Below are 19,591 nucleotides of genomic sequence, written 5' to 3' on the forward strand. Positions count from 1 at the left end.
GCAGAGCTGACCCAATCGCCATGGTTTCGCAATGGACGCTCTTTCCCGCCTTCCACCCATCGACCGACTGCGCGCCATCATGGCGCGGCTGCGCGACCCTGTGACGGGCTGCCCTTGGGATGTCGCACAGGATTTCGCCACCATCGCCCCCTACACCATCGAAGAGGCCTATGAGGTCGCCGATGCGATCGAGCGCCAAGCTTGGGATGAGTTGAAGGGCGAATTGGGCGATCTGTTGTTTCAATCCGTCTTTCACGCCCGTATGGCCGAAGAGGCGGGGCTGTTCGACCTCGACGATGTCGCAACCGCCATCGCCGACAAGATGATCGCGCGCCACCCCCATGTCTTCGGCGATGAAAGCAACGCCAAATCCGCCGATCAACAGGTTGCTGATTGGGAAAAGCTCAAGGCAGCCGAGCGCGCGGCCAAGGCCAAGGGCGGTGTGCTGGATGATGTTGCTTTGGGCCTGCCTGCCCTCATGCGCGCTGAAAAACTGCAAAAGCGCGCCGCGCGCGTGGGCTTTGACTGGCCCGATATCGCCATGGTCATCGACAAGATCGCCGAAGAGGCGCGCGAATTGGCCGAGGCGCGCGCAACCCTGCCGCAAGACAAGATCGCCGAGGAGATGGGCGATCTGTTGTTCGTCATGGCCAATCTCGCCCGCCATCTCAAGGTCGATCCCGAAGATGCGCTGCGCCGCGCCAATGCGAAATTCACCCGCCGTTTCGCCTTTATCGAGGCCGAACTCACCAAGCGGGGCAAGCGACCCGATGACAGCGATCTGGCCGAAATGGACGCGCTGTGGGACAGCGCCAAGCGCGAAGGGCTTTAGCGCACTTGCCCTTGCCCGTGAAACCGGGCATCGCGTGAGTATGCCCAAGGACACACAGGCAAGATGACACAGACCGCCACGGCCAGCCCCCCGGAACCAACCAACCAACCGCTGCGCGCGGCCTTGTGGATGATTGGGGCCATCGTGGCGTTTTCGGCGATGGCGGTGGCCGGGCGTGCGGCCTCGCTCGAGCTTGATACATTCGAGATGATGACCTACCGCTCGATGATCGGGGTCGTGATCGTGCTCGTGGTGGCGCGCGTTGCGGGCACTTTGGGCCAAGTGACACGCCGAAATATGGGCCTGCATCTGGCGCGCAACCTGTTTCATTTTACCGGCCAAAACCTGTGGTTTTACGCCATCACCGTGGCCCCCTTGGCCTTGGTCTTTGCGCTGGAATTCACCTCGCCGCTTTGGACCATGGCCTTTGCCGCGCTGTTTCTGGGCGAGCGGCTGACCCTGTGGAAGGTGATCGCAGGGCTTGTGGGGTTTTTGGGCGTGCTGGCCGTGGTGCAACCCGGCGTGCAACCCATCTCGGCGGGCATGATCACGGCAGCCATCGGCGCGGTGTTCTTCGCAGGCACCGCAATCCTGACCAAGCGGCTGACGCGGACCGAGACGATCACCTGCATCTTGTTTTGGCTGACCACGATGCAGCTGGTCATTGGCCTGATCGCCTGCCTATGGGACGGGGACATGGCCATCCCCTCGGCGGCAATGCTGCCTTGGATCGTGGTGATCGGGCTTGGCGGGCTGACCGCGCATTTTTGCCTGACCACCGCGCTGTCCATCGCGCCTGCCTCGGTTGTCATGCCGATGGATTTTGCCCGCCTGCCGGTGATCGCGGTGGTGGGCATCGTGCTTTACGCCGAGCCGTTAGAATGGGGTGTCTTGTTTGGGGCAGCGATGATTTTCGCGGCAAACTACATCAATATCCTGACCAGCCAGCGCAAAACGGCCTGACTTGGCCTGACTTGGCATGCTTGGGCGTATCGGGCCCTGTTTGGCCTGTGTAGCAAAACCGTCACATTCCCTTTCCTGCACTGAATAACACGGCGCCTTGACGTAGCGGCAGAATTTACCTTTCGCCCCTTTTTAATCTTTAGTTCGTTTTTATCATCTTTTGTTGTGTTTTTGGGGAGAGAGACATGAACCGCATCGCAGTCGCCTCGGCGGCATTCTTGGCATCGACCGCTGTCGCACAGGCTGACATTAGCCGCACAGATCAATCCATGCGCCTGATGTTCGAGAATGTTGGACCGAGCGGCAATTACGTCGAGCTTTCCTTCGGAAACGTGCGGCCCGAAGCAGGTGCCACGGGGATCGAGAACCCCCTGCGGGATTACCAGTTGCCCGGCTTTGGCTTCCTGCACCGCTTTGACGAGACACTTGCCATCGGTTTGATCTATGACACGCCCTATGGCGCGGCTGTCCGCTACGCGCCTGCACCCGGCATCTTCAACGGCGGTGGTGCGACAGTCGAAACCGATGCGCTGACCTTGATCGGTCGCTACAATTTCAATGCAAATGTAAGCGCACATGTCGGTATTCGCGCCTTGCGCAGCGAAGGCGTGATCAACACCTTCTTCGCAAATGACCCGAATGTGACGAATATCCCGTTGAACATGGCACCAGCCTTGCCAGGTAACCTGACCGGAAGCAGTGATACGGGCTATGGTTACCTGATCGGGGCGGCCTATGAGATCCCCGAGATCGCGTTGCGCATGGCCTTGACATATCACAGCCCGATCTCGCTGTCCTTCGCCGCGACAGAGGCGACCGCGGCAGCCTTTGCCGCGCCGGCCAGCCGCCCCTTCGAGCTTGAGTTCCCCGAGGCGGTCAATCTGGAATTTCAGTCGGGCGTTGCAGCAGATACGCTGGTCTTTGGTTCGGTGCGTTACCAGATGTGGAAGGGTTTCAACCTGACCGTTCCAAATTCTGTCGTGCCGGGTCAGACCAACGCGCGCTATGTGAACTTCACCTCTGACTCCACAACCTACAACATCGGGGTTGGCCGCCGCATCAATGAAAACTGGTCGGCGTCAGTGTCGTATACGCATCGTACCGCTGGCACCAAGCCCAGCGACACCTCGCTTGCGCCGACCACCGGCCTCGATAGCTTGGCACTTGGCGGTCAGTACACAAAAGACGCGATGACCATTTCGGGCGGTCTGACCTATGGCATTCCGGGCGATCAGAACGTGTTGAACCCCCGCGCACCGGGTGGCCAAGTCAGCTTTGACGACAACAGCGTCGTCGGTCTTGGCCTGCGGATCGGTTTCCGTTTCTAATCGGCTTGAAAGCACGAACCACCCCCGCGCCGACCCGCGCGGGGGTTTTCTTTTGGGAAATGGCACCCTTTACGCCCCGCGTCCCTTTCCTTATATCTTCACTCAGGAATTCCGCGGAAGGCACGATCCCATGTCAGAGCATGACCCGCTGCTTGAGGGCACACCGCTTATCAAGCCATCCAGCACCGAGCACCCGCTCTACGACCGCGTGGTCGAGGCGTGCCGCAGTGTCTATGACCCTGAAATCCCGGTGAATATCTTCGATCTTGGGCTGGTCTATACCATCGATATCAACCCCGAAAACGAAGTGCGCGTGACCATGACCTTGACCGCACCGGGTTGCCCCGTGGCGGGCGAGATGCCCGGTTGGGTCGCCGATGCGGTCGAACCGCTCGAAGGGGTCAAGCATGTCGATGTGGAACTGACATGGGATCCGCCTTGGGGCATGGATATGATGTCGGACGAGGCGCGGCTGGAACTGGGCTTTATGTGATGGCCCATCGCGCGCGCCCCCTTGAGCCAAAGCGCGACACCGCCTATCTTTCCCCTATCGCAGCAGCGACAAGGAGCTGACGCCATGTTCGGCATCCCCGGCAAACAAGCGATCTCGATCACACCGGCAGCGGCGGCGCAGATCCAGCGCCTGATGACCCGCGAGGGCCACCAAGGCCTGCGCATCGGCATCAAGAAAGGTGGCTGTGCGGGCATGGAATACACGATGGATTACGTCAGCGAGATCAACCCGCATGACGAGATCGTCGAGCAAGACGGCGCGCGGGTGATGATCGCGCCCACAGCCCAGATGTTCCTTTTCGGCACCGAGATCGATTATGAGACCAGCCTGCTTGAGGCGGGCTTCAAATTCCGCAATCCCAATGTGGCCGATGCCTGTGGTTGCGGCGAGTCGATCAAGTTCAAGGATGTGGCCGAGCTTGCGGGTGCACAAAACGTCACTGAGCGTTAATCGGCTCAAGCAAAGACCGCGCCCCGCGCCGCAGATCGCCAAGAAAGCCGTCAATGCCCCGTAAGATCGCCGCCGGAAACTGGAAGATGCATGGCGATGGCGCAAGCTTGGCCGAAATTGACGCGCTTCTGCAGGCGCATCCTGCCCCCGGCGTCGAGATTGTCATCTGCCCGCCCGCGACGCTGATCTATCGCATGGCCAACCATATCGGCGCGCGCCCGATTGCGGTGGGCGGTCAATTTTGCCACGCCGCCACAAAGGGCGCGCATACCGGCGATATCGCCGCCTCCATGCTGGTCGAGGCAGGGGCAACCCATGTCATCTTGGGCCATTCCGAGCGCCGCGCGGATCACGGCGAAAGCGATGCGATCATCCGCGCACAGGTCGCGACCGCGCTGGCAGCCGGGCTGAGCGTCATCCTCTGTGTGGGCGAGACCGAGGCCCAGTATAAGGCGGGCCAAACCCAAAGCATCGTCGCCACCCAGCTGGCCAATGCCCTGCCCCAGACCGATACGCCCGCGCGTCTCATCATCGCCTATGAGCCCGTTTGGGCCATCGGCACGGGGCTGGTGCCACAAGACCATGAAATCGCGGCGGTGCATGCAGCGATCCGAGAAATCTTATACAACAACTTTGGCGCAGAAGGCACGGCGATGTCGATCCTTTACGGCGGCTCGGTCAAGCCCGAGAATGCCGCCGCGATCTTTGCCATCGCAAATGTCGATGGCGCCTTGGTCGGCGGTGCCTCGCTGAGCGCGGCGGCTTTTTCGCCGATCATCAGCGCGCTTGCGCGTGCTTGACCTTAGGGGGCAGCCCGCAGGTAGCGGGTCAGCGTCAAGCGGATAAGCCCTTCATCCTCCTCACCGAATTGGCGCAGGGCCACGATGTAGCGCCCCGCTTGCACCGGCAAGGCATGCTGGGCATTCACGCTACCATTGGCGTCGTCATTGCCACCCACCCATGTACCGTCCGCATCAAAGACATCCAGCATCGGATCGCCATCGCCAACCGCATCGGCGGTGATCAAGATCAACCCCTCGGTCGGGCTGTCGAAAACGAACCATTGCGCTTGATCGCCCGGCACATGCCAATCCAGCGTCATGGTCGTGGACAATGGCCCCAAATCCTCGACCGGCCATGACCCATCAAGGGGCGGCGCCACTTCGGCGCTTGCATAGGCCAAAACGGCGGCCTCTTGCAGATCGCGGGATGAAACAGTCACCCGGATCGGCGAAGTGCGGTCGGACAAGGCCCGCATGCCGATGCAATACTCCCCCGCGGCCAAGGGGCGCAGAACATCAATCCGGCTGTTCAGGCCAACCGCATCGTCATTCTCGGCCAGAACCATGCCCGAAGCATCGAAAAGATAGATGTAAGGATCGGCCAACTCATTGGTGGCCCGGATCGACAGCGCTTGTGGCGCTGCAAGGCTGAAACGATAGTAAGGCACCGCATCGACGCTATTGGCCATGCTTACGCCTTTGGCGAGGTCCGCATCAATCGGCCCCGCGCCAAGCCTCACCGCAGGGGTTTCGGGCAGGCAGGGATCGATCCCCACAAAAGGCGCGCCACCCTGCCAATCGCCAAAACCGCCCGCTAACCCGGCGGTGAGTGCGGGCATATCAAGGCGGCTGACGCGCAGATCGGCACTGACCGCCGCGCCACCAAACCCCATCACGGCCAAGCAATAGCTTCCCGCCTCAAGCGCAAGTTCAGCGCGGCTCGACACCCCACCGCCGCTGTCATCATCAACGACAACAAGCCGCCCATCGGCATCGAACAACTCGATGATCGTGTCGCCACCTGCTGCCGTTGGCGCGGCCTCCACCCGTATATCCATCGCGGTGCCAAGCGAAAACAGCCCGACCGCGCGCGCGCCCGCCTGCGAGATAACCGCCAAATCCAAGGGCCCCTGCGCACTTGCGATATCCGCGCTTGCCTGCCCCTGCCCCATCCACTGCCCTGTATCGCCAAGCCCGGCACATAGGCCGCTTTGCGCCAACGCGGGCGCGCCAAAGACAAGACAGGATATCGCGGTGAGGGCATAGGCGGGTCGAAGATGGCACATAACAAACTCCAATTACCAAGGGACGCTGCCGCCCTTTATACCTTCATCGTAGCCGTAGCCGCCCGTGCAAGAAAGTCGAAATCCATCGCAAGGCTTGGCATGATCGCTTCACCCTCTGGTCAGCGCGGCCGCGTCGTCGCATATACTGGCACCCATGAGCATGGACCAAGGCGCGCGCGATATCACGATCCCCGCAGGGCCCGCGCGGTCAAGCGCCCGGCAGCTCGGCCCGCTGATCGGCGGCGCGCTGGCGCTGATCTGTCTGGCTGCGCTCTTTGCCTATCCACGGCTTGAACGCGCCTATGCCATTGCCATCGGCGACCGCGACCGCGCCACGCTGGACCTCGCGGTGCAAAACCTGCGCGGCGCGCTGGACAAGGCCGAGGTGCTGCCCGCGCTTTTGGCCGAACGCGCCAGCATCGCGCGGCTTTTGCGCGACCCCGACAATTCCGGGCTTTTGCCCTTCGTCAATGAACAACTCCGCCAGACGGCGTTGTCGCTGGATGTCTCGGATGTCTATGTGATGGACGCCACCGGGCTGACCATCGCGGCCTCATCTTATCGAACGGATCGCTCATTCGTCGGGCGCAACTTTGCCTATCGCCCCTATTTCACCGAGGCGATCGCGGGTGGGATCGGGCGGTTTCACGCCCTTGGCACCACATCGGGCGAGCGGGGCTATTTCTTTGCCGCCCCCGTGATTGACGGCACCGAGAAGACCGGCGTTGTTGCGGTCAAGATCACGCTCGATGATTTCGAAGCAACCTGGGCCGAAGGTGCCACGACGGTCATCGTGCAAGACATGGCCAATGTGATCTTTCTATCAGACAGGCAAAATTGGCATTTCCGCACTTTCGGCCCGATGCCCGAGGCGGCGCTGGAAAGCATCGTGACCACGCGCCAATACCCCGTCGCCGCCTTGCGCAACCTGCCCGCGCGCCGCGAGCGATTAGCCAATTCCGGTTACGAAACTGTGACCTTTGCCATGGCCGATGGGGGCAGCTCTTATATTATGCAAACCGGGCTGATCGCCGCCGCCGGATGGCGCGTGTCGATCCTGTCGCCGCTTGCGCCTGCACAGTTGCAAGCCGCCAATACGCTGACGATCGCGCTCTTGGTGGCGCTGTTTCTCTTGCTGATTGCCACTGCGATCTGGCAGCGGCGCATCCAACTCGAGGATCGGCTGGCCGCACGCGAAGATGCGCGCGCACGGCTCGAGGCGCGGGTGCGCGAACGCACTGCCGAGCTTGACGAGACCAATACGCTTTTGCGTGAACAGATCGAAGAGCGCGTGCGCGCCGAGGCGCAGCTGCGCCGCACACAGGCCGAACTGGTGCAGGCAGGCAAGCTTGCCGGTTTGGGCCAGATGTCGGCCGCACTCAGCCATGAGTTCAACCAACCCCTCGCCGCCGTCAAAGCCTATGCCGAGAATGCCGCCACCTTTCTCGACCGTGGCCGCGAGGGTGAGGCGCGCGAGAATATCCGCCTGATCTCGGCGATGACGGACCGGATGGCCGCGATCTCCAAGCATTTGCGCAATTTTGCCCGCCGCCCACAAGACAAGACCGGCCCTGTTCTGGTCCACGCGGTCGTCGACGATGCGCTGGCCTTGATGGCGCCACGCCTTGCGGCGGCAAAGGCGGTGCTGACCAACACACTGCCCGATCATGATCTTTGGGTGATCGGTGGGCGGGTCCGGCTGCAACAGGTGATCGTCAACCTGATTAGCAATGCGCTTGATGCGATGGAGGGGGTGGCGCGCCCCGTGATCGCCCTGTCCTTGGCGGTGACGGATGGGCGCGTCAAATTGATGGTGCGCGATATCGGCCCGGGGCTCAGCGATGAGGCGCTGGCGCAAGCTTTTGATCCCTTCTTCACCACCAAGCCACCCGGTCAAGGTTTGGGCCTTGGGCTGTCAATCTCCTATAATATCGTGCGCGATTTCAACGGGCGTTTGACGGCCGCCAACCATCCCGAGGGTGGCGCGCTTTTCACCGTTGAGCTTGACCTAAGCGCAGCGCCAGACAAGATCGCCGCCCAATGAGTGCCCAATGAGTGCCATGCCCCCCATCCTTTTCGTCGATGACGAAGCGCCGCTGCGCCATGCCGCTGCCCAAGCCTTGATGCTGGCCGACCATCAGGTGATCGCCTGCGCCGATGCGGCCAGCGCGCTGGCCCAGCTTGGGCGGGATTTCCCCGGCGTTTTGGTCACCGATATCCGCATGCCCGGCATGGATGGGCTGAGCTTGATGGCCGAGGCGCTCAAGATCGATGCCGAATTGCCCGTGATCTTGGTCACCGGACATGGCGATGTCGATCTGGCGGTCCAATCGATGCGCGACGGGGCTTATGATTTCCTTGAAAAACCCTATGCGCCCGCCCGGCTTGTCCAAGCGGTCGGGCGCGCCTTGGAAAAGCGGCGACTAACCTTGGAAAACCGCCGCCTGCGCGCCGTGGCGGGGCCTGATCTTGGGGGCGATCTTGTCGCCACGCGGCTTTTGGGGCGCTCGGCGGTGATGACGCGGCTGCGCGCCAGCTTGCGCGGCGTGGCCGCGACCGAGGCCGATGTGCTGATCGAGGGGGCCACCGGCACCGGCAAGACCATCATGGCACAGACCCTCCATGATATCAGCGCGCGCGCCACCCGCCCCTTTGTCGGGGTCAATTGCGCGGCCTTGCCCACCGCGCTGATCGAAAGCGAGCTTTTCGGCCATGAGGCAGGCGCATTCCCCGGTGCCACGCGCCCGCGCTATGGCAAATTCGAGCATGCGCGCGGCGGCACCTTGTTTCTTGATGAGATCGATAGCCTGCCCCTGACACTGCAAGGCAAGCTGTTGCATGCGATTGAGCATCGCGTGATCACGCGGCTTGGCTCAAACGACCCCATCGCGCTCGACCTGCGGATCGTTGCGTCCAGCAAGGGCGATCTGGTCGCCGCGGTGCGCGCGGGGCAGTTTCGGGGCGATCTGCTCTATCGGCTCAACGTCGTCACATTGCGCCTGCCGACCTTGGCCGAACGGCGCGACGATATCCCGATGCTGTTTTCCGCCCTTCTGACGGCAATCGCCACACGCGAAGGGCGCAGCCCGCCCGATGTGCCCGGTGCGCTGCTCTCGGCGCTGACCATGCGCGATTGGCCCGGCAATGTGCGCGAGTTGCGCAATGCCGCTGAACGGATGGCCCTTGGCCTTGACCCTGATTTCGCGCGCGCCGAGGCGCAGGGCGATGACAGCTTGGCCGCACAGGTCGCCGCCCATGAGCGCCGCGTGATCGCCGCCGCACTCGTGGCCAACGGCGGCAGTATCAAGGCGACCTATGCCGCACTCCGCCTGAGCCGGAAAGCGCTCTACGAAAAGATGCAGCGCCATGGACTAAGCCGTGATGATTTCCGCGTTGACGGGGCCACTATCGGCGACGCGCGGCCCGATGTGTCGAAAACGTAACATCGTAGCGCCGGATTGGGGTCGCTTTCGACCCACGACACATCGAAAACCCAAGGCTTTCTTGCAAGCCGGACATGCAGCCCTTGCATAGCGGGGATGCGCGCGCCACATCTGCGATCAGGCGGCCCGGCGGGGATCTGGGCGCTTGATCTATTCACAAGGGAGAGAAACATGACGTTCACCCGTCTCGCCGCCTTCGCGGCGACCACAGCACTCACCACTACGGCTGCTTTCGCAGGTGGCCATATCGACCGCACCGGCTGGCCGGCAAGCTTCACCGTCGGCACCGGCTCGCAGGGCGGCGCCTTCTTCGTTTACGGCTCGGGTTGGGCTGGTCTTGCTGCTGAGCAACTCGGCCTTTCGGGCAGCGGTGAAGTCACCGGCGGCCCGATGCAGAATATGGCGCTGGTGCATACCGGCGAATTGCCGCTCGGCATGACCACCATGGGCCCTGCCGCCGAGTCGCTTGCGGGCAACAACCCGATCGCGCCCGGCCTGCAAATGACCAATGCCTGCGCGATGTTCCCGATGTATCAGACGCCCTTCAGCGTCACGACGCTGGCCTCCTCGGGCATCACCTCGATCGCTGATATCCCGGCGGGCGCGCGTATCGGTTTCGGCCCCGCAGGCTCGACCTCGGATACCTACTTCCCGGCGATACTTGAAGGCCTTGGCTTGACCTTCGAGCGTCTGAACGGTGGTTGGGATGACCTTGGCGGCCAGCTTCAGGATGGCCTGCTCGATGTGATCGCCTTCGCCGCTGGCGTTCCGATCCCGACCGTTGCGCAACTGGAAGTGCAGACCGAGATCAACATCTTGGGCTTCACCGACGAACAGCGTGCGGCCATCACCGCAGCCTTCCCGGTGTCGAATTTCGACATCGCGCCTGAAACCTACACCACCCTGACCGAGCCCGCACCGGCTGTGGCCATGTGGAACTTCGCCATCGCAAATTGCGACCTGCCCGAAAGCTTCGTGCATGCCATCGTCGATGTCGTGATGTCGGACAATGCGCGTATGGTCGGCATCCACTCTGCCGCCCGTGAAACCCTGCCCGAGCATTGGGACAAGAACACCGCGATGATGTGGCACCCCGGTGCGGCCCGCTGGTTCACCGAAAACGCCGGTGCGACCATTCCCGCCGACAAGATCCACGGCATGTAATTTCCGCTAGTGACGAAAACCGGGGCCGCGCCTGTCAATCGGGCGCGGCCCCTCTCACAACAGACCGCATAATGGCGCAAGCACGGCCATGGGGGGACGACAGCCATGACAACCGAACAGACAACACGCTCAGCCGATGCAAATGATGACCAGACAGATGGTCCGATCAGCGTCGAGGGTGTCGATGACGACTTGGTCGAAGCAAACCGCAGGCTGTTTTCCGGATGGGCCTATATGGCGGTTGCGACTGTCGCGATCGTCTATGCCGCCTTTCACATGCTGGCCCTCAATGGCGTGTCGATCCGCAACCTGACCGGGCTGGATATTCCGTTTCTGCCAAGGTTTCCGATGGAAACCTGGAGCTTTCGGATTATCCACATCGCGGGCGCGCTGGGGCTTGGGTTTTTACTCTTTTCTGCCTATTCCTTCACCGACAAGACGACATCAGCCCGCGATACCCGGCTGATCAGCCTGCTGGCGCTATTGCTGGCTATCCCTGCGCTGATCGCAGGGGCGACGGCCATCGGCTTTGATCAAACCATCGCCTCGGGGACTTTGCCGCAAATGGGCGGGCGTACGACATGGGTCGCGTTCCCAGGGACCGAGATTTACAATACGGAACTTTATTGGTTCGGCATCCCGCTGTTGATTGCCACCTTTGGCGCGATCATGACGGGCTGGTTTGAGCGGCGTGCGCGCAGCAGTTTCACCGCCTCCGACATCGTGCTGGCGCTCTGTGGCGTGGTGGTTGCGATCTACTTGATCGCGATCTATGGCACGGCGGCGCGCAATTCCGTGGGCACGCCTTTTGTGCCGATCGGCGTGGCCTTTGCCGCGACCGCAGGATCAGCGCTGATCTTAGAGCTCACACGGCGCGTGGCGGGGATGGCGCTGGTCGTGATTACCGGCATCTTCCTGCTCTACACCTTTACTGCGCATCTTTTGCCCGGCCTTTTGGCCGTTGACCGCGCCTATAGCTGGCAGCGTTTCTTTGGGCATGTCTATTCGGATGCGGGCATCCTTGGACCGACGACGGCGGTATCCTCGACCTATATCATCTTGTTCATCATCTTCGCGGCCTTCTTGCAGGCGTCGAAGGTGGGCGAATATTTTGTCAATTTCGCCTTTGCCGCAGCGGGCCGCTCGCGCGGGGGGCCAGCCAAGGTGGCGATCTTTGGCTCGGGCCTGATGGGCATGATCAACGGCACAAGCGCTGGCAATGTGGTGGCGACAGGCTCGCTGACCATCCCGCTGATGAAAAAGGTAGGATACGACAAAAAGACATCCGGCGCGATCGAGGCGGCCGCTTCGACAGGTGGCCAGATCATGCCGCCGATCATGGGCGCTGGTGCCTTCATCATGGCCGAGGTGACCGGCATCCCCTATCAAGATATTGCCATCGCAGCCATCATCCCCGCCTTTCTCTACTTTGCCTCGGTGTATTTCATGGTGGATTTCGACGCCGCCAAACTGGGTATGCGCGGCATGCGCGAGGATGAGCTGCCGAAATTCAGCCGCATGATCCGGCAGGTCTATCTGTTCATCCCGATCATCATCCTGATCGCCGCCCTCTTTATGGGCTATTCAGTGATCCGCGCGGGCACATTGGCCACGGTGGCGGCTGCGATGGTCAGTTGGCTGACGCCTTACCGCATGAATATCCGCGCGATCCTCAAGGCGTTTGAACTGGCGGGCATCATGTCGATCCAGATCATCGCGGTTTGTGCTTGTGCGGGCATTATCGTGGCGGTGATTTCGCTGACCGGGGTGGGCGCGCGCTTTTCCAACGTGCTTTTGGACATGGCGGGGGTCAGCCAGCTTTTGGCGCTGTTCTTTGCGATGTGTATCGCGATCTTGTTGGGAATGGGCATGCCCACGACGGCCGCCTATGCGGTGGCGGCAGCAGTGGTTGCACCGGGCCTTGTGCAGCTTGGCATCCCGGTCCTGACTGCGCATTTCTTTGTCTTCTACTTCGCTGTCGTCTCGGCCATTACGCCACCCGTGGCCTTGGCCAGTTACGCGGCGGCTGGCATATCGGGCGCCAATCCGATGGAGACATCCGTCGCCTCATTCCGCATCGGCATCGCGGCTTTCATCGTGCCCTTCATGTTCTTCTACAATTCGGCACTTTTGATGGATGGCACGGTGGTTGAGATCATTCGCGCCACGATCACTGCGACCTTCGGGGTGTTCTTGCTCTCTGCCGGGGTTCAGGGCTGGTTCATGGGCGGGCGCTCGGTCTGGTACATCCGCTTGGGCTTGATCTTAGCTGCACTCTTCTTGATCGAAGGTGGCGTTTTGACTGATTTGATTGGTCTGGGTGCGGCATGCGGGCTTTTCTTGATCCAACGCCTCATCAAACCCCGCGAGAACGCCGCCATCCCGGTGCGCGGCGCAGACTAACAGGGCCAAACAACCGCGCCGCCCCGCAGATCGCTGGGCGGCGCAAGGTTGCACCTTCACCTTTCCAAAAATACGCCTGCAAGCCGCTGGCAAAGCACGTGATCGCCTGCCATCTTGTCACCCATGCAGCGGCTTTCCCAATCCCCGACCGATCCCGGCTTTGTCCAAGACCCCTACCCGTTTTATGCAAGGGCGCGGGCGGCGGGCGATCTGGTTTGGTGGGATGATTACGCCATGCCCATGGCCACCACCCACCGGGCGGTCAACACCATCCTGCGCGACCGCCGCTTTGGGCGCGCGCCGATTGCGCCGATAGAATTTCCTGCCCATCTCGCCCCCTTCTACGCGGTCGAGGCCCATTCGATGCTTGAGCTAGAGCCGCCACGCCATACGCGATTGCGGGGTCTGGTGCTGCGCGCCTTTACCTCGCGGCGGATTGCGGCCCTTGGCCCCGAGATTGCGGCGCTGGCCCATGATCTGGCCACGGCCCTGCCGCAGGGTGAGGCATGCGACCTGCTTGATGCTTACTGCCGCCCGATCCCGGTGATCATCATCGCCCGGCTGTTAGGCGTGCCCGAGGCGATGGCCCCCGCGCTGCTGCGCTGGTCAGGCGCGATGGTGCAGATGTATCAAGCAGGCCGCACAAAGCACCAAGAGGAGGAGGCCGCAACAGCGGCCGAAGACTTCGCCACCTTCCTGCGCGGCTATGTGGCCGCGCGGCGCAGCGAGCCGCGCGACGATCTGATCAGCGCGCTCATCGCAGCCGAGGATGATGGCACCACGCTTTCAACCGACGAGTTGATCTCGACCTGTATCTTGCTGCTCAACGCAGGCCATGAGGCGACGGTCCATAGCCTTGGCAACGGTGTTAAACTCTGCCTCGAGACGGGCGCGCGCCCCAACGCCGACCCCGCCCCCTTGGTCGAGGAGATCCTGCGCTACGATCCGCCGCTGCATATGTTCACGCGCTATGCCTATGCGGATATGACGCTTTTCGATCATGACATAAAGCGGGGCGACCAAGTCGGGCTTTTGCTGGCATCGGCCAATCGCTGTGGCGCGGCCTATGCGCAAGCGGATCACTTCCTGCCAAACCGCAGCGACGGGCCGGTCAACCAAGCCTTTGGCGCGGGGCTGCATTTTTGCGTCGGCGCGGCGCTGGCGCGGCTGGAACTCCAGATCGCCCTCCCGATCCTGTTCGACCGCCACCCGCAGCTTCGCCTCGCCGCGCCGCCGCAATACGCCGATATCTACCACTTCCACGGGCTCGCCGCGCTGCAGGTCACGGCCTAAGCAGGCTCAATCCTCGTCGTCTTCTTCCATCTGGGCGATCCGCGCGCCCGATTTCGAAGTGGTCACAACGCCAAGCGATTTCAGTTTCCGATGCAGCGCCGAGCGTTCCATACCCACGAAACTCGCCGTGCGGCTGATGTTGCCGCCGAAACGGTTGATCTGCGCCATGAGATATTGGCGTTCGAACAATTCGCGCGCCTCGCGCAGCGGCAAAGTGGTCAGGCGCGCCGACAGCCCCATCCCGTCATCGGCGGCACCCGCGCCCGCATCGCCCTGACCGGGCAGATCGGCGGCTTGAATCGGGCCGGTGTCATCGCCCAAGATCAGCACCCGCTCGATCATGTTGCGCAGTTGGCGCACATTGCCCGGCCAGCGCATGGTTTGCAAAAGCGTCACCGCATCATCGCCCAACTCACGCACGGCCAAGCCCTGTTCGCGGTTGAACTCGGCGATGAAATGACGGGCCAATTCCGGGATATCGTCGCGCCGATCCTCAAGGCTTGGCACCTCGATCGGGACGACGTTCAGCCGGTGGTACAGCTCTTCGCGGAACCGCCCCTCGGCGATCTCGGCCACAAGATCGCGCGAGGTGGAGGAGATGACGCGCAGATCGACCCGCACCTTGGCCGTGCCGCCCACCCGGCTGAAACTTTGATCGACCAATACGCGCAAGATCTTGGACTGGGTGCCAAGCGGCATATCGGCGACCTCGTCGAAATAGATCACCCCGCCATGGGCCTGTTCCAAAAGCCCCTGCTCGGTGCCGCGCTCGGCGCTTTCGCGACCGAAAAGCTTGACCTCCATCTCCTCGGGTTGGATCGCGGCGGATGAGGCGACGACAAAGGGCGCATCGGCGCGGTTGGAATTGGCATGCACATAGCGCGCGACCATTTCCTTGCCCGCACCCGGCCCGCCCGTCAGCATGACGCGCCCGTTGGATTTCGTTACCTTGTCGAGCTGCGATTTCAGTGCGCGAAAGGCCGCCCCACTGCCGACCATCTCGGCCGAAGGCCCATCTTGGCGGCGCAGCGAGGCATTCTCGCGCCTGAGCTTCGATGCCTCCATCGCGCGGCGGATAACGACCAAAAGCTGGTCGATATTGAAGGGTTTCTCGATGAAATCATAAGCGCCTTGCTTGATCGCGGCGACCGCGATCTCGATATTGCCATGACCCGAGATGATCACCACCGGCACTTCGGGGTTGTCGCGTTTGACATGGGACAGGATATCAATCCCATCCATGTTGCTGTCCTTGAGCCAGATATCGAGGATCATCAGCCCGGGGGCCGCGCGGTTCAATTCGGCCATGCATTCATCCGAATTCCCGGCCATGCGGGTGCTATAGCCCTCATCGCGCAGGATGTCGCAGATCAACTCGCGGATATCGCGTTCGTCATCAACGACCAGAATATCACTCATACCAAGTCTCCGTTGTGCAAGATGGGCAATGTGATGCGGGCCGCAGCGCCCACATGGGCATTGGGGCCAAAGGGTTCAGCATCGATCAGATCGAGCGTGCCGGCATGTTCCTCGACGATCTTCTTGACGATGGGCAGGCCAAGCCCCGTGCCTTTGTCGCGGGTCGTGACATAAGGTTCGAACAGCTTGGCGCGATCAGCAGGCAGGCCGATCCCGTTATCGGCAATCGTGATCACGGCCATGCCATCGGCCAGCGCAAGGCTGATGCGCAACTGCGGCTCATAGCCCTGTGGCGCGCCTTTTTCTTGAAGCGTTTCAATTGCTTCCCCGCCGTTCTTGATCAAGTTTGTAAGCGCTTGACCGATCATCGTGGCGTCAATCTCGGCCATCACTGGCGTCTCGGGGATATCGGTGACGAACCGCACGCCGGGCTGGCCCGCGCGCTGCAAAGTCACCGCCTCCCGCGTGAGGCGGGCCAGATCCTCGGCCTTGGTCTGGGGTTCGGGCATGCGGGCGAATTTTGAAAACTCATCGACGATCCGGCGCAGGTCGTTGGTCTGGCGCACGATGATCTCGGTCATTTCTTCAAGGCGCAGCTTATCCTCGCCCTCTAGATCGCGGGCATAGCGGCGCTTGATCCGCTCGGCTGACAATTGGATCGGCGTCAGCGGATTCTTGATCTCATGGGCGATGCGGCGCGCGACATCACCCCATGCCGCCATGCGCTGCGCGCTGACCAGCTGGGTGACATCGTCAAAGGCCACAACGTAACCCTCGAGCGCCTCATCGACATTGCGTCGGGTCGACATGCGCACAAGCAGGCTTTCTTGCTTGCCGCCGCGTGTCAATTTGATCTCTTCTTGCACGCTTTCGGCGGTGGATTTCTGTAACCGCTCGAAAAGGGCCGCAAACTCCGGCACCGCCGCCGAAAGGCTCAGCCCGTGATCGCGCTGATCGACCAGTTGCAACAGCCGGAGCGCCGAGCGGTTCATGAAATCGATCCGCCCCCCTTCGGTCAGGCCGATGACACCCGCTGTCACCGAGCTGAGCACCGAATCAAACAGCCGCCGCCGCGCCTCGGTCGCGTCGTTTTGCTCAACCATCGCGTCGCGCTGCCCTTTAAGTTGGCGGGTCATCTGGTTAAACAACTGGCCCAGCATCGCGATCTCATCATCGCCGCCATCGTCTGGCACGCGCACATCCAGATCGCCTTGGCCCACGCGCTGCGCGGCCCCCGCCAATTGGCCCACGGGGCGCGACAGGCGTTCGGCAAACCACAGGCCAAGCCAGATCGCGGCCAGCACCATGATGATCGCAAAGCCCAGATAAAGCAGGCCAAACTCGAACAGCACCCGGCCACGCTCGGATTCAAGCTGGCGGTAAAGCCGCACGGTCTGTTGGGTTTCATCCAGCAGCGCAAGAATTTCGCCATCCACCTCGCGGCTGACGTAAAGATAGCGGTCAGGATAAGCATCAAGGCGGTAGAGCGCGCGAAACTCGTTTTGTGTGCGATCCTCGATCAGCACCAACTCGCCACCTTCGGCGCGCGCGATATCGGCCGGATCGGGGCGTTCGAAATCAAACAGATAGCTCGATTCGCCCCGCGCGCGGATGTCGCCCAGCCCGTCGATGACAAAAGCCTCTTCCAAGCCGCGCTGGATGCGGCTTTGGCCTTGGCTCAAGACTTGACGCAGATCGCCATCGGTCTGCAAAAGCGCGGCGCGCCGGTTGAGGTTCAAGAAATTGGCCAGCGCCAGCGTGTCGGTCGCCAAATCATCGCGATGCTCTTGGCTATAGGCGACGGCTGCATCGACCGAATTGCCCAAGGCGCGCGAGACGCGGTCCGAAAACCACCCCTCTAGCCCCATGTTCACGGTGATCGTGGCAAACACGGCCACAAGGATCGTCGGCACCAGCGCCACGATGGTGAACACGCCCGTCAGCCGCAGATGCAACCGCGAGCCCGCCGAGCGCGCGCGCCGCGAGGCCAAGATCCGCGCCACCTCGCGCATCACCAGCGCTGCGACCAAAAGGATATAGATCAGATCGGCCAGCAAGATCAGCCGCAGACCCGGCGCATCGGCCAAATCCGACAAAGGCCCAAGCACAAGGAAGGTGAGGAACGCCAGCAATGGCCCAAGCAGCACCAAACCCAAGGTGGCCGCGCTTCGCACGTTCGGGTTGTTCTTGAACCGCCATAACCGGTCCATCACACCGCCGGCCTGCCTGTCCGCGGTCTTGTCCAAGTGCTACTCCCCCAACAGTGCGCAGCGCTTTTTGGGATGTCTCCCATCGGCCACGCGACTGTTGCGGTTTTACATCAACTTGCGGCGGCGAGTCACGCGGATATCAAGCTCGGTGATCTTTTTTCGCAAGGTATTGCGGTTGATGCCCAGCAGATCAGCACATTTTGCTTGGTTGCCGCCGGTGGCATCCAGCGCGATTTCGATCAGCGGTGCCTCGACCTCGCGCAAAATGCGGGTGTGAAGGCCGGGTGGCGGCAAAACACCGCCATGCAGATCGAAGTAGCGGCGCAGATGTTTGGCCACCGAGGCCGACAGCTTGTCGCCATCGCCCATGCCCATCAGCGGCTCGACCGCTGGTTGGTTGCCCAAAACGATCTCGACCTCGGTCTTGGTGATCTCTTCGGATTGGCTGGTGACGGTCAGCCGCTTGATGGTGTTTTCAAGCTGGCGCACATTGCCCGGCCATGAATAGGCGCGGACCAGCTCCATCGCATCGCCCGAAAACCGGCGTAGCGCCATGCCGTCGCGCTCAACCCGGGCAAGAAAATGTGCGGCCAGTAGCGGGATATCATCGACCCTTTCGCGCAAGGCAGGCACCGACAAGGTCACGCCGCCCAAGCGGTAGAACAGATCTTGGCGAAAGCGGCCCGCCTCCATCTTTTCCATCAGGTCGCGCTGCGATGTGGCCATCGCGCGGGGGGCCGCATCGCCGAACGCATCAAGCATGCGCACGATCTTAGCCTGTGCCTCTTCGGTCAGATCGCTGACCTCATCGAAAAGAATCGATCCACCACGTGCGCGCGACAAGACCGCCGATGGGCCATCCATCCCCTCCAGATCAGCGCCCGAGGCGACGACAAAAGGCAACGTGCGCCGGTCCGAGAAATCATGGATCGCGCGTGCGATCAGCGATTTTCCCGTGCCACTTTCACCGGTGATCAGCACTGGCAGATCGGTGTTCATCACGCGCGCGACCAGCCGGTAAAGCGCCTGCATCGCCGCCGTGCGACCCACCAGCGGCAGATCCTCGCGCGCCGACAGCATCGCGGGGCTTGGCCCCTCGTCCATCGCGCGGGTGGGTTTGGTGCGCCGCTTCAGATCAAGCGCGCGCGCCGCCCGTTTCATCAGATCGGGCAGATCGAAGGGCTTGGGCAGGTAATCATAGGCGTCCTTCTCGGTCGCTTGGATCGCCGTCATGATCGTGTTTTGCGCCGAGATGATAATCACCGGCAGGCCGGGCCGCTTTTCGGTGATTTGCGGCAAAGTCTCTAGCCCATTGCCATCAGGCATCATCACATCCGAGATGACCAGATCGCCTTTGCCCTCTTCGACCCAGCGCATCAGCGTCATCAGGCTGGAGGTGGCGTGCACCTTACAGCCCGCGCGCGTCAATGCCTGCGTGAGAACGGTACGGATGGTGCGATCATCATCGGCGACTAGTACGGTTCCGTCCATGGCTCAGTTCTCT

The 19,591-nt window shown here is 61.9% G+C and carries 15 protein-coding genes; 11 read left to right on the forward strand and 4 right to left on the reverse strand.

Going from position 1 to position 19,591, the window contains the following annotated elements:
* The first annotated feature begins 31 nt into the window (after window positions 1–31).
* The 6 genes from mazG (at window position 32) to tpiA (ending at window position 4,887) form a co-directional block, all read left to right on the forward strand.
* Window positions 32–832, forward strand: coding sequence for a nucleoside triphosphate pyrophosphohydrolase (mazG, locus tag KG698_RS02190; RefSeq protein WP_213683910.1), 801 nt, complete (start codon window positions 32–34; stop codon window positions 830–832).
* 63 nt (window positions 833–895) lie between these two features.
* Window positions 896–1,795: a DMT family transporter gene (locus tag KG698_RS02195; RefSeq protein ID WP_213683911.1), complete on the forward strand. Its 900-nt coding sequence runs from the start codon at window positions 896–898 to the stop codon at window positions 1,793–1,795.
* Window positions 1,796–1,980: 185 nt separating this feature from the next.
* Entirely contained in the window at window positions 1,981–3,123 is a 1,143-nt protein-coding gene (locus KG698_RS02200; RefSeq protein WP_213683912.1) for an OmpP1/FadL family transporter, read from the forward strand.
* A gap of 130 nt (window positions 3,124–3,253) precedes the next feature.
* Window positions 3,254–3,616 carry an SUF system Fe-S cluster assembly protein gene (locus KG698_RS02205; protein WP_213683913.1) on the forward strand — a complete coding sequence of 121 codons (363 nt, stop codon included), beginning with the start codon at window positions 3,254–3,256 and terminating at the stop codon, window positions 3,614–3,616.
* A gap of 84 nt (window positions 3,617–3,700) precedes the next feature.
* On the forward strand, window positions 3,701–4,087 hold the full coding sequence (locus KG698_RS02210) for an iron-sulfur cluster assembly accessory protein (protein WP_213683914.1): 387 nt from the start codon (window positions 3,701–3,703) through the stop codon (window positions 4,085–4,087).
* Between the two features lie 53 nt (window positions 4,088–4,140).
* Window positions 4,141–4,887 (forward strand): triose-phosphate isomerase, encoded by a 747-nt coding sequence (gene tpiA, locus KG698_RS02215; RefSeq protein ID WP_213683915.1) that lies wholly within the window; start codon window positions 4,141–4,143, stop codon window positions 4,885–4,887.
* 2 nt (window positions 4,888–4,889) lie between these two features.
* Here tpiA and KG698_RS02220 read toward each other — a convergent pair whose 3' ends face one another.
* Entirely contained in the window at window positions 4,890–6,155 is a 1,266-nt protein-coding gene (locus KG698_RS02220) for an ABC transporter substrate-binding protein (protein ID WP_213683916.1), read from the reverse strand.
* Window positions 6,156–6,309: 154 nt separating this feature from the next.
* Here KG698_RS02220 and KG698_RS02225 point away from each other — a divergent pair, with 154 nt between their 5' ends.
* The 5 genes from KG698_RS02225 (at window position 6,310) to KG698_RS02245 (ending at window position 14,458) form a co-directional block, all read left to right on the forward strand.
* Window positions 6,310–8,199, forward strand: coding sequence for an ATP-binding protein (locus KG698_RS02225; protein ID WP_300982816.1), 1,890 nt, complete (start codon window positions 6,310–6,312; stop codon window positions 8,197–8,199).
* 7 nt (window positions 8,200–8,206) lie between these two features.
* Complete coding sequence (locus KG698_RS02230; protein WP_213683917.1) at window positions 8,207–9,598, forward strand: sigma-54 dependent transcriptional regulator; 1,392 nt, start codon at window positions 8,207–8,209, stop codon at window positions 9,596–9,598.
* Between the two features lie 171 nt (window positions 9,599–9,769).
* Window positions 9,770–10,762: a TAXI family TRAP transporter solute-binding subunit gene (locus tag KG698_RS02235; RefSeq protein WP_213683918.1), complete on the forward strand. Its 993-nt coding sequence runs from the start codon at window positions 9,770–9,772 to the stop codon at window positions 10,760–10,762.
* Between the two features lie 105 nt (window positions 10,763–10,867).
* The gene (locus tag KG698_RS02240; RefSeq protein ID WP_213683919.1) at window positions 10,868–13,165 is read left to right on the forward strand and encodes a TRAP transporter fused permease subunit; all 2,298 of its coding nucleotides are present in this window, start codon (window positions 10,868–10,870) and stop codon (window positions 13,163–13,165) included.
* Window positions 13,166–13,288: 123 nt separating this feature from the next.
* On the forward strand, window positions 13,289–14,458 hold the full coding sequence (locus KG698_RS02245) for a cytochrome P450 (protein ID WP_213683920.1): 1,170 nt from the start codon (window positions 13,289–13,291) through the stop codon (window positions 14,456–14,458).
* A 6-nt stretch (window positions 14,459–14,464) separates the two neighbouring features.
* Here the strand turns inward: KG698_RS02245 and KG698_RS02250 are convergent, their stop codons facing one another.
* The 3 genes from KG698_RS02250 to KG698_RS02260 form a co-directional block, all read right to left on the reverse strand.
* The gene (locus tag KG698_RS02250) at window positions 14,465–15,877 is read right to left on the reverse strand and encodes a sigma-54 dependent transcriptional regulator (protein ID WP_213683921.1); all 1,413 of its coding nucleotides are present in this window, start codon (window positions 15,875–15,877) and stop codon (window positions 14,465–14,467) included.
* Window positions 15,874–18,087: a PAS domain-containing sensor histidine kinase gene (locus KG698_RS02255; RefSeq protein ID WP_213684285.1), complete on the reverse strand. Its 2,214-nt coding sequence runs from the start codon at window positions 18,085–18,087 to the stop codon at window positions 15,874–15,876. Before KG698_RS02255 ends, KG698_RS02250 begins: the two co-directional genes overlap by 4 nt.
* A gap of 105 nt (window positions 18,088–18,192) precedes the next feature.
* On the reverse strand, window positions 18,193–19,578 hold the full coding sequence (locus KG698_RS02260; RefSeq protein ID WP_213683922.1) for a sigma-54 dependent transcriptional regulator: 1,386 nt from the start codon (window positions 19,576–19,578) through the stop codon (window positions 18,193–18,195).
* Window positions 19,579–19,591: the final 13 nt, after the last annotated feature.

This window comes from Roseicyclus sp. (assembly GCF_018402035.1).
GTDB lineage: Bacteria > Pseudomonadota > Alphaproteobacteria > Rhodobacterales > Rhodobacteraceae > Roseicyclus.